Genomic DNA, 13,802 nt, shown 5'->3' with positions numbered 1-13,802 from the left:
AAGGGTAAGGTAAGAATACATCAGCAATACTACTCTTTTCGCAGAAAGGAAGGTCACATAATGAGCCACTTAAGTAACTCGCAGCTGGCCACACTTAAAGCTGCTTTAGAAGAGCGCAAAGAAGAATTGGAACAACATTTCTCCAGTAATGGTGAAGAAAACAGCCTGCTCGGTGATTCGCTCAAAATCTCAACCGGTGAACTCTCCTCCGTCGACAACCATCCGGCTGACACAGGCACAGAGACCTTCGAAAGAAGCAGAGATTTGGGTATTAACAAAGCTCTTACAGAAGAATTAGAAGAGATAGAAGCAGCGCTGCAACGAATGAAGGATGGTACCTACGGTGTCTGTATCGCCAGCAAACAAAACATCCCTTATGAACGTTTAGAGGCCATTCCTTACACAGCCTATACCGTAGAATACTCTCCCGGCAGAGAGCTCTCGAGTGACCGTCCCGTAGAAGAACAGGTAATGACACCTCCTCCTGCCGGGGCAGGCGAGGGACGGCAGGAGCATAGCGGAAGATTTGATGATGCCGGGGCCTGGGATTCCGTTGAGGACTACGGCAGCGCCAGCTCTCCGGTCACACCTCCCGGGCAGGATGTAGAAAAAGAGGATTCCTGACTTTAGAAATTATCCGCTACCGCCTTGTTTAATATACCGAGGCAGCGGTCAAGGTCTGTCTTCACCTGCTTTTTATAGAGCCTGGCTTTTTCCTCCCCATCGGCCGTGAAATGATATAAGACAATTTCCTGAAAATCGACCTTAGGATCATTTCCCTTCAACTGCTTAGTGCGGTAAAGTATTCCTTGCTGCACCAGTTCATGGAGCGCACGGTAGATTTCACTTTGGGGAGGAGCATAGCTATGAGCTTTGAAATCTCTCCGCAAATCCTCCAGCATTTGATAACCGTATCCCTTGTGCTGTTCTACCATCGTAATCAGATATACTTTAATAAAAGCCCGCTGGGCAATCATAAATGCCATCGGAACCCCTCCTTGTAGTGGAATGACTTTACCTGTATTCTTTCTAACCTTTTCAGTAAACTCTATTGAATACTCTATTGCATAACTCTAGTAAAACACTATTTACCAATTTTCACAACCTGAAGCCCCCGCTTGCTCAGGGTCCACTTTTTCCTTGTTTGTAAGACATAAGTGAAGATAAAATGGTGGTCATTCTCGTGGAAAGGTGGGGGAGTGATTTTTTTGATTTTTCTATTGTGAATTTTTCATATGCTGAAATTAGGGTTATAGTGGTTGTTGTGATGGATGGTGCGCTGTCGCCGTGTTCAAGAACCCTTCGATGACGAAAAGGTGAAGACAGCTTGGGAATAGAGTTGCAACAAGTTGGAACAGATTGGGAAGTTGGTGGACTAGATAGAACTATATTGTTGAGTAACTTCTGGATTCCGCCATGTAGCGTGTGTGCGGCAAATTCAGATGCGTTATGCCTCTCATTCCGCCATTTAACCCATGTGCGGCGAATTCAGATGCATTTATGCCTCTCACTCCGCCATATAGCGCGTGTGCGGCGAATTCAGATGCATTTATGCCTCTCACTTGGCCATATAGCGCGTGTGCGGAAAATTCAGATGCATTTATGCCTCTCATTCCATCCAGATGACTGTCCGCGCCGATTTCTAATGTGCTTTCTGTGCAGCACACTGATAAAGTTTCTGCCACTTTTATGCGATCATTAGTAGCCGCGCCTGTGCCTCATCATGCTTCGAATGATCCACAATTTTCACAATGCATAATCTTCTACACAATAAAAAAAACGTTCTTCCGGCTTGTCAGCGGAAGAACATTTTTTGTTAGTTCAAATATGGGGTCAAGGAGACTGATAAAGCCCCTTGCAATCAAAATTTATTTACAATCTGTTACGGTTATAAGTATCGGTTGTTTCCCTGTTAATCAAGGTGTCATCCACTGTAGTATCGCTGTAGAGGTTATTGTATCGACCAGAGTTCAAGGATTGGCTGCCGCTGAACACATCGTGGATATCCCGGCCTCTGCCGTTGTCATCTACGAGAACAAGGATTTTGCCGCTGTCGACATATCCTTCATATTCCTTGGCTTCATCCTCAGGAATACCAAGACCAATCAATCCGCCTACCAGACCACCGGCACCGGCACCAATAGCTGCTCCAGTGAGTGTTGCCACAATAGGTCCAGCCGCCAGAATGGGACCGATCCCCGGAATGGCTAATGCCCCGATTCCTGCGAGCAACCCGGTAATTCCGCCTACCACACCACCTGTAGCCGCGCCTGTCGCTACCCCTTCGGGAGCCATCGTACCTGTATCATCAGAAATGCTTTTTAATTCATCGCGGTCTCTTGTGATTACTGAGATTTCGTCATTGCTGACTCCTCGACTTTGAAGTCCTTCAATTGCTCTGGTCGCTTCTTGTTCCGTATCGAAAACTCCTACAATTTTGTTAGTCACTTGAAGCCCTCCTTCGTAATTGTGGTTCGCTACATTATTACCCTTTAGCGGCTGAACCAAACAGTTTACAGGAGCAAGACTTCACAATTCCTTGGAAATTCATAGTTTTGCTATTCTGCGTACGATCAGTCGTCCCTGTTTAACAAGATGTATCCGTGCGGGACGATTCATCGTTCTTATTTGACCGGATGTATCCGTGCGGGACGATTCATCGTCCCTATTTAACCGGGCGGGTCCGGTTTGTAGGCGCCGCCTGCAGCGGATCATCCGGCCAATAATGCTTGGGATATCTGCCTTTGAGATCCTTCTTAACCTCGAAATAGGTACTGCGCCAAAAGCTCGCCAGATCGGAGGTGACCTGCATCGGCCGTCTCGCCGGTGACAGCAGATGCAGCAGTAAAGGAACTTGCCCCATGCCGATTCTCGGTGTATCTACCTGCCCGAACATCTCCTGAAGCCTTACTGCCAGTACAGGCGCGCCCGGATTGCTGTAATCCAGCGGTATCCGAGATCCGCTGGGCACCGAGATATGTGTCGGAGCTTCCTTGTCCAGCTTCTGTCTGCTGTTCCAGTCCAGCATTCCTTCAAGCGCCCGGCTTAAGGGAAGACGCTGAAGATCACGCAGGTTGCGCATTCCCTGGATGAAGGGCCTCAGCCATTCATCCAGCGAGCCAAGCAAGGCTTCATCCGCCACATCAGGCCAATCCGTCCGCAGTCCATGCATGAATGCCATTCGCTGCCGCAACTGCACTGTTCCTTTATCCCAAGGCAATATCTCCAGACCTTCTGCGGATATCACCCCCAGCAGGACATCCTCCGTCTCTTCTGCCGTAGGCCGCTCATGCGAGGTCTCTTTCAATACCAGCGCGCCGAGCAGCGTACGCCGGCGCGCCTTGACGCTTCCGCTCTCTTTGTCCCAGTAAACCTCCCGTTCCTCTGTAAAACTGCCCGCATGATGACGGAGCAGCTCTTCTTCAGGCAGATCTGCGGCCAGCATGATCCGCCCCTGCCCGGCGCGGTCGTCCACGCCGGCGGCAACAATATAGGGCGAACGCGACAGCGGCTGCCCTTCCCGCATCGCCGCCCCCCGGCCGCCGGCCAGCAGAAACGCGCCATCGCCGCGTTTCTGCCCGACCCGGTCGGGATAGGCGAACGACAGCAGCAGCCCTGTGCCGCTGCTGTCTCGGGGCACTTCCGGCGCGGCCTGCAGCTGCGCCAGTAGATTCCGGCTCTCGCGCTGCACCGCGCGCAAGATCGCCGGGTCCGCTCCGCCCGTCTCGGCGGAGCGCTCGAACCTCAACAGCGCCTCCACGCGCAGCGTGAGGTCGCTGTCCGCAGCGGCGGGACCCTTGAAGAGGTCCCGCTCCTGCAGCAGCGCCGCCAGCCGGCAGGCGAGCGGCGCGGCGCCAAGCTCTGCCGCGCGCAGCAGCATATGCGCGGCACGCGGGTGTGCGCCAAGCGCGGCCATGCTGCGGCCGTGCGGCGTGATGGCGCCGCCGGCATCCAGCGCGCCGAGCTGGCGCAGCAGCGCAGCGCCCTGCGCGTAAGGCGCGGCGGGCGGCGCATCCAGCCAGGGCAGCGCGGCAGGATCGCGCACGCCCCATAGCGCCAGCTCCAGCGCGAGCTGCGCCAGGTCGGTTTCCATGATCTCCGGCACGTTGTCGTCCGGAAGACGTTGATGCTCCTCGCTGCTCCACAGCCGGTAGCAGACTCCCGGCGCTGTCCGCCCGGCACGGCCACGGCGTTGGTCAGCCGATGCCTTCGATACCGGCACTGTTGTCAGCCGCGGCATGCCGGTGCGCGGAGAGAATACCTGCGTACGGCGCTGCCCGGTGTCAATCACCGTGCGCACCCCTTCGATGGTCAAGCTTGTTTCGGCGATGGAAGTTGCCAATACGACCTTGCGCTCACCCGGCACGGCTGGAGCCACCGCCGCATCCTGCATGGCCTGCGGGAGCTGGCCATAAAGCGGCCGCAGCACCGTCCCTTGGGGAAGCGCCCCGCTCTGCAGCTCACGTTCGGTACGGCGGATCTCCCGTTCGCCGGGCAGGAACACCAGTACATCACCGGACTGCTCATCCAGGGCCCGGCGGACGGCAATGGCCGCTGCTTGCTCCAGTTGCGCTGTGCCTGATCCCGGAACATAAATCGTCTCCACCGGATAGGTGCGGCCGGGACAATCCACTACCGGCGCTCCGCCAAGCAGCGCCGACACCCGTTCTCCATCCAGTGTAGCTGACATTATGAGAATACGCAGATCTTCACGCAGCACAGACTGCACCTCCAGCGTCAGTGCCAGCCCGAGATCAGCATGAAGACTGCGCTCATGAAATTCATCAAAAATTATAAGTCCAACATCGCCAAGTGAAGGATCGCTTTGCAGCATTCTCGTCAGCACACCTTCGGTCACAACAACAATCCGTGTGTTTTTGCCAACCTTGCTGTCCATACGCATCCGGTAGCCTACCGTCTGTCCCACACTCTCTCCAAGGCAGGCCGCCATATAAACAGCCGCTGAACGGGCTGCAAGCCTTCTGGGCTCCAGCATTAGAATACTCTTGCCAGACATCCAAGGCTCGTCCAAAAAAGCCGGAGGGGTTCCGGTCGTCTTCCCCGCACCGGGTTCGGCAATAAGTACAGCTGCTTTATTCTTATTCAGTATCAATTTCAGGTCAGGGAGCACCTGCATAATAGGAAGCTGTTTCATCTTTTCTCTCCATAATCTGTGATTAACTTAGTATAATTGGCAGCGCGTATTGCATCTATCCTGCCTAATCATCATGGGCGAAACGATCCTAAATTTCAAGATGCTTCATAAAGTTGGATTCGAACTCTCCCAACCGGATACAGATATACCGAAAGATAACAAAAAAAAGCCTGCCGCCCCTCCGGGCGCAGACTCATTCTTCTTCACTCAGCAGCTTCTGACGAATTTTATCGCCGTACTCCAGGATGGAACTGCTGCTCTCCAGCCCGCGCTGCCTCAGCAGTTCCTGCAGCCGAAGTCTCTTCATGGAGAGCTTGTTCTCCAGCGTTTTCTGTTCACCAGAACTAGTAACCCCGCTGTTGCGGCATGCTGCCAGCAGTTCCTCAAGGGTTACACATTCCTTACGCAGTGTGATCTCTTCCGGCAGCAGCCCGGCATTTTTCATAATCTTGAATGACATCCGCAGTTCCTCAGGAACCCCCGACAAGTCCTCCAGCTCCAGCGGCTTTCCAGCCCCGGGAAGATCCTTGAATTCCCCGCTCCGCATCGCTTCCTGAATCCGCTGCTCCGCCAGCCATGACAGCATACCCATATCGTACCGCTCCTTGTGTTCAGAACCCGTTTTGCTTCTTATTTTAACACAGCCGCTATGTCATTTCATTTCTGCTTGGGTTTATGATAACCGCGGTCTCCGTAGGGAGACAGCTGGTCCATCCATTTGCTCTCCAGCTCCGGAAGCTGCTTTCTGTATTTGGCCAGCTCGGACACGGATGCCACAAAATCCTCCTCCGGTTTAATTTGTTCCAGAATCTCAAAACGGAAGGCCTCTTCCCCGTACTCTACCCAGTCGGCCATCAGCGATTTATTGTCATGGCTATTAATATCGAGCATAAATTTATGCTTGTTCCATACGCCTTCCAGGTTAAGGCTGCTGCCTACAAAAGACTTATCGTTCTTCGTATTCACAATCCGGTATACACCCATCGGCCGATGAGAGTGGGCATAATCATAGGCCAGTTCTTTGCGTCTTGCTTTTTCCATTATTCCTGATCTCTCCTTCAATAATAAGCTCTGTCCCGGGGCACAGGCTCTATAATTTAACCCAGTAGCTGCTGCCGTCATCCTCGCGGTCCAGCAGGCCATAATCAATCAGATAGCGCCGCAGTGTGACATGATCAGGGAAGGCTTCACCCAGAATGGCGTTAACCTCTTTCTCACTGTATTTGCGGCCGGCGGCAAACCTCTTAATCAGTTGGCGAAGAATGGCGGCTTTCCGCTTCTGCTTCTTGGGAAATTCGGATAACGGGCCATCCAGTCCCTCCTTAAAATAAGTCCCAAGGATCTCGGCATTCTCCTCTTCCGTAATAGCAAAACGTTCATCGATCATGGAAGCGGAGCGCGGGATACTTACAAATGGTGAAGAAACACCCGGTTTCTCCTCAGCCAGCTCCATGACGGCAAGAAACAATTTGGCTTGCTTGACCTTCTCACGCAGTGTGAACCGGTGATTCCGCACCGTGGAAGTACTGCCGATTCCTAACTCCTTGGCAACCTCCCCGTCACTGAGGCTCTGATGAAATGCAAGCAGCAGCCCTTTCTGCAGATCCGTCAGCCCTATAAGTTTCTTATCCATTCCGAGCAGCCAATTAAACATGGTGCCATGAACATTGGCCACATGAAGCGCAGCATATTTCTCTGCCTCATAGTAATGGTTGTCATTCTTATAGATAATACCCTTCTCATATTCTTCACCGCATACCAGACAGGTATAGATTCCTGAACGGTCTCGCGTCTCAAAAATATAACCTTGCTTTAACTCCTCAATCGAGGCATTCCAGAATTTTTCCGAAATACTGACTGAACCCTTTCCTTCCGGCAACTCAATCACCCAATCCGCTTTATTTAATATAGACATATTATCATTTTGTTTGTTATTTTACAACTATCTAATTAGATTGTTTAGTTTTTGTTCTTGTGAAAAAATAAAAAACACCACCTTTCGGCAGTGTTTCATTCCTTTTATTGTTCAGCATCCGATTCTATGAACTACCCTAGAGTGTAGCCGAGGCTTGTTTCAGCAATGCACCCAGCAGCTCATAATCAACCGGTTTGCCTTCAAGCAGCTTGGTTGTTCTTCTTTCCGGTTTTCCGGCTTCGAACAATCCGTCAGGAGCTTCCAATTCTGCTGCATTGAAGATGGAAAAGGTCACCCAACCCTTAGCGGTGGTAATAACCGCAGCATATTTGCCGTTTTTAAGAAAATGCGGTTTGCCGTATTGAATACGCTCCTGTACCTCCGGAATGGAATCATGAACCAACTGGCGGAGTTGATTACACAGCTCATTTTGCCATGGCTGTTGGACAGTGTTAATGAAATCTGTCACCTCTTGATTCATAGGATCACCTTTTTCTGTGATAGATTATTTAACAGTTAACCTACTGCTCTCTTGCGATGGCGGCAATCTCCCGGCTTTCCAGAATATCGCGGTCAGATCCATGGACTGATAGATGAATCATAGCCAGACCGATCTCTTTTAGTGAAACCGCATATTTAGGGAAAAGCGCCCGCACCACAGGGTAGAGCCATTGTATAGCATAATAATACTTATGAGTCCGGGTCAGCCCAGGCCCTTTAGCTGAAATGTTACCATAACCTGTATGTTTACAACAAGAAAAACACAGCAAACAGCCTCAACCCTGATCATTGATCTGATCACCGGCTAAGGCTGTTTGCTGGGAAGCAGATGATGTATCACCCGCTGCGTTATGGGTTAGGACAACAGGGATTCTGCACCGTCGATCACAATCTGCGCACCCGTTATATGAATGGATTCATCCGAGGCTAGGAAAGCAACCAGATCCGCTACATTTTCCGGTTTGCCCGGTCCATCCGCGAGTGGCTGTGCCCCTTCCGGAAATTCAATCGGAATCACGATAGCTTCCATATCCTCATTAAATTCCGTGCTCTCATCAATATTGGTGGAAATCGCACCAGGACAGATTACATTGACCCGGATTTTGAACTTGGCCAGCTCCAGTGCCGCCATCTTGGCAAAGGCTACCTGACCGGCTTTAGTTGTGCTGTATGGGGACCAGCCGAAGCTGGCGAATCTGCTGTTGCCGTTAATCGAGCTGGTGATAATGATGCTGCCTTTCCCTTTATCCTTCAGATGGGGAATGCTGTACTTCAGCGTCAGGAAGGTTCCGGTCAGATTGACCGATATAGTACGTTCCCAATCACTAAGGCTGAGTTCCTCAATCGGACCCACAGCTCCGTTGATTCCAGCATTGGCGAACACAACATCAAGACCTCCGAAATGCTCAACGGTCCTGCGCACTGCTTCTTTCATCCGTTCCTCATCCGAGGTGTCTACGTCAATGGCCAGTGCACAATCCTTGCGGAGCTTGTTCAGCTTCTGCTCCAGGATCGAAGTACGCTCATTCACCAGATCAAACAAGGCTACATTTGCACCTTCGCGCGCCATTTGAATCGCCGTCGCTCTGCCGATTCCCGAGCCCGCACCTGTGATTATGGCTGTTTTTCCAAGAAAACGCTGCTTTTTAGCTATATTTGGGCTCATATGTACACTCTCCTTCCGATTCGTCCATCCAAGTGGCTCTGTTTCAAGATTACCCAAATCGGCCTTGATTATAATCAGGTTATGCAAAATTTGTGCAAACCAGGCAGCAAGTTGCACTAAAGATGCACAAAACAAGAGGATGTGACCCGGTTATCTCATTTAGATACAAAACTAAGCCCCACAATGTGGGGCCTGGATTCTGTACATTTAGTTTCCCAACTGACGGACATCCACCTTCACGGTGAGCGTACCCGATACTCCGCGGTAGACACCTTTGACCGGTACAATATCCTTGTAATCCCGGCCATGCCCAAGTTTGATGTAACGCCAGCTTACTTCCACGTTATTGGTGGGATCAAAACCAAGCCAGCCCGTGCCGGGAATATGCGTCTCCACCCAGGCATGCGAAGCCTGCTCGAAATTGGCATTAGCTCCCTGCAAATCACCGACAAAATGATACCCGCTAACATATCTGGAAGGCAGACCGACACTGCGGCAGACCGCAATCATCAAGTGTGCGTAGTCCTGGCAGACGCCGCGCTTCAGCTTTAATGCTTTTTTCACAGTCGTGTTCACACTGGTAGCCTCGGGATCATACGTAAATTGCTCGTAGATGGTCGATGACAGCTTTTTGGTCCACTCGTACATATCATCGGCTTCGTCAAAGGGATGCTGTGAAGCAAATTCAACCAGCTCAGGAGTCACTTCCGTATAACGCGTCGGCAAGATGAACTCAACATACCGGTTCTGGAATTTCTCATCATTGAGCAGTCTCACCTGCTCTTCCAGCGGAAGATGCGGCAGATCGTTACCCTGTGCTTTATCTAAAGTCACTACGGTCGCCTTCGTATGGATGACCATCTCCGTATGCGGCTTGTTCACGGAATAAGCATGAACCCGGTTGCCGAAGAAATCCTCGTAAGTCAGCAAATTGGCGGGGGGAAACACCTCAACCTCATGATGGTAGCAGGACTGGCGGTAATTCGTGCGCGGCGTCAGCCTGATTTCATTGACACTGTCCGTAACCGGCTCGGGATAGCTGTAGGTGGTCGTATGATGGATCTGAATTTTCATACCCGCACTCCTTCGCGGCGAAAAAAGGCGCCTTCCATCGTTTTGCCCAGTCTCTGGCATGATAACATCAGCGAATGCAGCACATCCTCGACGAGATCGCCGGACATTTCTTCTTTCTCCATATAATCCAGCTCTGCTTTGATCTTTCCGGCCTGGCGAATGACCTTCTCATGCCCGGAGCCCTTCTCAGAAGTATCCAGCTCGAGCTTGGCTAAATGCTCCTCCAATTTATGGAATGAAAAGCGGACCGAACGCGGAAAAGAGGCATTCACAATGAGGAACTCCAGAATACTCTCCGGTGACATGGCATCTGCATAATACCTTCGGAAGGATTGATAACCGCTCACGGATTTCAGCACCGCCTGAAGCTGGGTATAAATCGCGTTAATTTCCTTAGACTTGCACTGTACAGTGACCGCCTGCAGAATCCGTGTCGTGTTCTCTGCCCGTTCCAGAAAGCGGCCGCTCTCAATAAAATGCCATTCATTTCCCCTCAGCATGACAGACTGCTCTGCCCCGAGAAACATCGCCGCCCGCTCTTTGACCTGCTGATAGAAATGATGCGGACCCCGCATAATATCCGCTACCGACTGCTCTGCGAGCCACAGATTAAAACCGTTGGCAATATCCCACAGCTCGCTTGGCAAATGCTGACGCAGAGTGCGCAAATTGTTGCGCGCTTGATGAACACAAGAGAATAACGAATTGGAATTGCCCAGATCCAGCGTAATGAAGGACAATACATCCTGTTCCGAAAAGCTGTCAAATTGCCGCAGGTATTCATTTCTGACCCCGAGCGCATCAATCAGCCTCGACCATTTATGTCCTTCCTCCTGGAAGTCCTCTTCCTGTTGAATATGATAATGCACATCGATAAGCCGCGCATGATTCTCTGCCCGTTCAATATACCGGCCGATCCAAAACAAAGCCTCCGCATTACGATTCAGCATCCTCGCCACTCCCTCATCTAACATAGTGATTCGGCATTTTATGATCCAGAAGCAATATGCATTTCCCTCAGGCCATTACCCAGGTATCCTTGACCCCACCGCCTTGTGAAGAATTCACGACCAGCGAGCCTTCCTTCATGGCAACCCGGGTTAACCCTCCGGGAATCACATGCGGTTTGCGGTCCGCACCCATGAGCACGAATGCACGGAGATCAACATGACGCGGAGCCATTGTCCCTCCTGACAATACCGGCGCTCTTGAGAGCGACATAATCGGCTGGGCGATGTAACGGGCAGGGTCAGCGAGGATCTTGAGCCGGAAATCAACCAGTTCCTCCTTGGTAGCTTCACTTCCAATCAGCATGCCATAGCCGCCGGAGAGTGAGGTCTCCTTCACGACCATCTCCGCAAGATTATCGAGCACATACTGGCGTTCCTGCGGACGTGATAACAGGTAGGTGGGGACATTGCCCAGAATCGGCTCTTCATTGAGATAATACCGGATCATATCTGGAACATAGACATACATGGCTTTGTCATCGGCTACTCCGGTTCCCGGTGCATTGGCGATGGCAATGTTGCCTGCCCTGTAGGCATTCATCAGTCCGGCGACACCGAGCAGGGAGCTGGGCTGGAACGCCAGCGGATCGATATAGTCATCATCCAAACGGCGGTACAACACATCTACACGGCGCAGCCCATTCATTTCTTTCAGATAAATTTTGTGGTCCTGGGTCACCAGATCACGGCCTTCTACAAGATGAATGCCCATCTGTTGTGCCAGGAAAGCATGCTCATAATAAGCGGAGTTATATTCTCCCGGGGTCAGAAGCGCAATAACCGGATCTTTGGTCCTCGACGGAGATAAACTCCGCAGCACAGACAGAAAACGGTTTAAGCTATGATCCACATCCCGGATGGAGCTGGCGAAAGACAATTCGGGGAAAAGCTGATTCATGAGTGATCTGCCTTTAAACAGGTAGGAAAAGCCGGAAGGAGTACGCAGGTTGTCTTCGAGCACATAATACTCTCCGTCATGATGGCGGATCAGGTCAATGCCCGAGGTAGTGACATAAGCACCGCCGGGGACTCGCAGTCCCGCCATCTCCGGCCGGAAATAACAGTTGGAGATAATCATGCGGCGCGGGACAATCCCGTCTTTTACAATGTATTGCTCGTGGTAAATATCATGGATGAACAGGTTCAAAGCCGTGATCCGCTGGACAATGCCAGCCTCAAGCCTCTCCCATTCCCCCTTGGGGATAATCCGCGGAATCATATCGAAAGGAATCGTTCGTTCCATCGGATGATCCTGTGCCGGGTTGTACAGCGTAAAGGTAATACCTTCTTCCATCATCCGGCGCTGCAGCAGCTTCTGCTTGCCTTGCAGCTCTTCAGGGCTCATCCCGGAAAACATGCGGTTCACATGTTTGTAATGAGGACGGATGCTCCGTTCATCGGCATACATTTCATCATAGAAATGCTGCAGCGGATACGGAGACAGACCGGGCAAAGGATCAAGTTTTGACATGAGCCCGACTCCTTTCGGATCATTATAATGTGTGAAGTTTGTTGACAAGCTGGTTCGTAATTTAAGAATTAAGTATGAAAATATTAAATACTACTCTCATAATACGTAAATGATATTGTTCATGTCAATATATATAACAACAAAATGGAGTTTATACCCCATCCAGCATTTGTGGAATCGCTTCCTTTCTCATGAGTTTAGTTTTCGGGAGCACGAAAGTGAATTATACATTGAATTGTATGCAGGTGAGTTGACAAGCAGTACTATTATGAATTTTTCATATAATGTTTTTTTAATATAAGTATCCAAATATAAAAGCACCCGTTCCTTCTATTTAAAGAAGGGGCAGCTTTTTCACAAAAAAACCTGGTGGCAGTTGTTTTTTCACACAATCAGTAATGACAAAAGCCCTGCAGAACGTGAACCGTTCTGCAGGGCTTTTATGGTAATCATAGTTCATCCTCGTTTGAAGCGCCTGCGGCGAGTTACTCCTGCGCTTCCTTCTGATCTTCGTCAGAGATCATCCCGGCGAACAGCGCATGAACGAACTGTCCGGAATCAAATGGCTGCAAATCCTCCATTTTCTCGCCCAGTCCAACCAGCTTCACCGGCAGATTCATTTCCTGGCGGATCGCCACAACAATACCGCCTTTGGCGGTCCCGTCCAGCTTGGTCAGCACCAGGCCGGTAACGCCACTTTTTTCACCAAAAAGCTTCGCCTGCGTCAAGGCATTCTGACCGGTAGTCGCATCCAGCACCATCAGCACCTCATGCGGAGCGCTGGGAATTTCACGCTGAATGACCCGGAAGATCTTGTTCAGCTCTTCCATCAGGTTGCTCTTGTTCTGCAGTCTTCCCGCCGTATCGCAAATCAGCACATCCACATTCCGCTGCTTGGCTGCCTGCACGGCATCGAACATTACTGCAGCCGGGTCAGAGCCCGCCTGCTGCTTGATGACGTCAACACCAGCCCGTTGACCCCAGACCTCAAGCTGCTCAATCGCTCCGGCCCGGAAGGTATCGCCTGCGGCGAGAAGAACCTTTTTACCCTCCTGTTTGTAGCGGTGTGCCAGCTTGCCGATTGTTGTTGTCTTGCCGACACCGTTTACGCCGACGAACAGAATAACGGTGATTCCGTCCGGATTCTCTTTCAGACTGTTGTCGTCATCACCGCGCAGCAGCTCCATCAGTTTGCGGGAGAGGATCGGCTGCAGCTCCGAGGCATCCTCAATCCGTTTCTGCTTCACTTCAGCCCGAAGCTCTTCAACAAGCGACATTACCGTATTTACCCCGACATCGGCACCGATCAGAATCTCTTCCAGTTCCTCATAAAACTCTTCATCTATTTTTTTACGGCGGATGATGAGATCGGATACCTTCTCAACGAAACCCTTGCGGGTCTTCTCCAGACCGTCGCGGAACTGTTTGGTAACCGTTTCGGTTTTACCGGAAATACTTTCTTTCAGTTTCTTAAAAAAACTCATGCTCTTCCTCCTCTTATCGTTAAGACA

Annotated in this window: 13 protein-coding genes; 1 reads left to right on the top strand and 12 read right to left on the bottom strand. The window is 51.0% G+C overall.

Going from position 1 to position 13,802, the window contains the following annotated elements:
• Positions 1 to 60: 60 nt before the first annotated feature.
• Positions 61 to 624 carry a TraR/DksA C4-type zinc finger protein gene (locus tag H70357_RS15810; protein ID WP_038591278.1) on the top strand — a complete coding sequence of 188 codons (564 nt, stop codon included), beginning with the start codon at positions 61 to 63 and terminating at the stop codon, positions 622 to 624.
• Positions 625 to 626: 2 nt separating this feature from the next.
• Here the strand turns inward: H70357_RS15810 and H70357_RS15805 are convergent, their stop codons facing one another.
• The 12 genes from H70357_RS15805 to ftsY all read right to left on the bottom strand — a co-directional run bounded on the left by H70357_RS15805 (position 627) and on the right by ftsY (position 13,775).
• Entirely contained in the window at positions 627 to 986 is a 360-nt protein-coding gene (locus H70357_RS15805; RefSeq protein ID WP_038591275.1) for a replication termination protein, read from the bottom strand.
• 886 nt (positions 987 to 1,872) lie between these two features.
• Positions 1,873 to 2,448 carry a general stress protein gene (locus H70357_RS15800; protein ID WP_038591272.1) on the bottom strand — a complete coding sequence of 192 codons (576 nt, stop codon included), beginning with the start codon at positions 2,446 to 2,448 and terminating at the stop codon, positions 1,873 to 1,875.
• A gap of 217 nt (positions 2,449 to 2,665) precedes the next feature.
• Positions 2,666 to 5,155 (bottom strand): ATP-dependent helicase HrpB, encoded by a 2,490-nt coding sequence (hrpB, locus tag H70357_RS15795; protein WP_038591268.1) that lies wholly within the window; start codon positions 5,153 to 5,155, stop codon positions 2,666 to 2,668.
• A 193-nt stretch (positions 5,156 to 5,348) separates the two neighbouring features.
• Positions 5,349 to 5,747: a DnaJ family domain-containing protein gene (locus H70357_RS15790; RefSeq protein WP_038591263.1), complete on the bottom strand. Its 399-nt coding sequence runs from the start codon at positions 5,745 to 5,747 to the stop codon at positions 5,349 to 5,351.
• Between the two features lie 65 nt (positions 5,748 to 5,812).
• Positions 5,813 to 6,196 (bottom strand): GIY-YIG nuclease family protein, encoded by a 384-nt coding sequence (locus tag H70357_RS15785; RefSeq protein WP_038591260.1) that lies wholly within the window; start codon positions 6,194 to 6,196, stop codon positions 5,813 to 5,815.
• 49 nt (positions 6,197 to 6,245) lie between these two features.
• Positions 6,246 to 7,070 carry a DUF2087 domain-containing protein gene (locus H70357_RS15780; protein ID WP_081965812.1) on the bottom strand — a complete coding sequence of 275 codons (825 nt, stop codon included), beginning with the start codon at positions 7,068 to 7,070 and terminating at the stop codon, positions 6,246 to 6,248.
• Positions 7,071 to 7,206: 136 nt separating this feature from the next.
• On the bottom strand, positions 7,207 to 7,551 hold the full coding sequence (locus H70357_RS15775; protein ID WP_038591256.1) for a DUF1801 domain-containing protein: 345 nt from the start codon (positions 7,549 to 7,551) through the stop codon (positions 7,207 to 7,209).
• 375 nt (positions 7,552 to 7,926) lie between these two features.
• The gene (locus tag H70357_RS15770) at positions 7,927 to 8,736 is read right to left on the bottom strand and encodes an SDR family oxidoreductase (protein ID WP_038591254.1); all 810 of its coding nucleotides are present in this window, start codon (positions 8,734 to 8,736) and stop codon (positions 7,927 to 7,929) included.
• Positions 8,737 to 8,943: 207 nt separating this feature from the next.
• Complete coding sequence (locus tag H70357_RS15765; RefSeq protein ID WP_038591251.1) at positions 8,944 to 9,810, bottom strand: transglutaminase family protein; 867 nt, start codon at positions 9,808 to 9,810, stop codon at positions 8,944 to 8,946.
• Complete coding sequence (locus tag H70357_RS15760; protein WP_038591249.1) at positions 9,807 to 10,760, bottom strand: alpha-E domain-containing protein; 954 nt, start codon at positions 10,758 to 10,760, stop codon at positions 9,807 to 9,809. The genes H70357_RS15765 and H70357_RS15760 overlap by 4 nt, the downstream gene beginning before the upstream one ends.
• A gap of 67 nt (positions 10,761 to 10,827) precedes the next feature.
• Positions 10,828 to 12,291 (bottom strand): circularly permuted type 2 ATP-grasp protein, encoded by a 1,464-nt coding sequence (locus H70357_RS15755; RefSeq protein WP_038591246.1) that lies wholly within the window; start codon positions 12,289 to 12,291, stop codon positions 10,828 to 10,830.
• A gap of 485 nt (positions 12,292 to 12,776) precedes the next feature.
• Positions 12,777 to 13,775, bottom strand: a complete 999-nt coding sequence (gene ftsY / locus H70357_RS15750; RefSeq protein ID WP_038591243.1) for a signal recognition particle-docking protein FtsY — start codon at positions 13,773 to 13,775, stop codon at positions 12,777 to 12,779.
• Between the last annotated feature and the right edge of the window lie 27 nt (positions 13,776 to 13,802).

Origin of the sequence: Paenibacillus sp. FSL H7-0357, assembly GCF_000758525.1 — a bacterium.
In the GTDB taxonomy this organism is placed as follows: Bacteria; Bacillota; Bacilli; order Paenibacillales; family Paenibacillaceae; genus Paenibacillus_AQ.
This window is presented reverse-complemented; position numbering and strand designations above follow the sequence as displayed.

Coding starts and splice junctions, on each gene's coding strand:
- H70357_RS15810 (WP_038591278.1), top strand. CDS start 61: ATGAGCCACTTAAGTAACTCGCAGCTGGCCACACTTAAAGCTGCTTTA.
- H70357_RS15805 (WP_038591275.1), bottom strand. CDS start 986: ATGGCATTTATGATTGCCCAGCGGGCTTTTATTAAAGTATATCTGATT.
- hrpB (WP_038591268.1), bottom strand. CDS start 5,155: ATGAAACAGCTTCCTATTATGCAGGTGCTCCCTGACCTGAAATTGATA.
- H70357_RS15790 (WP_038591263.1), bottom strand. CDS start 5,747: ATGGGTATGCTGTCATGGCTGGCGGAGCAGCGGATTCAGGAAGCGATG.
- H70357_RS15785 (WP_038591260.1), bottom strand. CDS start 6,196: ATGGAAAAAGCAAGACGCAAAGAACTGGCCTATGATTATGCCCACTCT.
- H70357_RS15780 (WP_081965812.1), bottom strand. CDS start 7,070: ATGTCTATATTAAATAAAGCGGATTGGGTGATTGAGTTGCCGGAAGGA.
- H70357_RS15775 (WP_038591256.1), bottom strand. CDS start 7,551: ATGAATCAAGAGGTGACAGATTTCATTAACACTGTCCAACAGCCATGG.
- H70357_RS15770 (WP_038591254.1), bottom strand. CDS start 8,736: ATGAGCCCAAATATAGCTAAAAAGCAGCGTTTTCTTGGAAAAACAGCC.
- H70357_RS15765 (WP_038591251.1), bottom strand. CDS start 9,810: ATGAAAATTCAGATCCATCATACGACCACCTACAGCTATCCCGAGCCG.
- H70357_RS15760 (WP_038591249.1), bottom strand. CDS start 10,760: ATGCTGAATCGTAATGCGGAGGCTTTGTTTTGGATCGGCCGGTATATT.
- H70357_RS15755 (WP_038591246.1), bottom strand. CDS start 12,291: ATGTCAAAACTTGATCCTTTGCCCGGTCTGTCTCCGTATCCGCTGCAG.
- ftsY (WP_038591243.1), bottom strand. CDS start 13,775: ATGAGTTTTTTTAAGAAACTGAAAGAAAGTATTTCCGGTAAAACCGAA.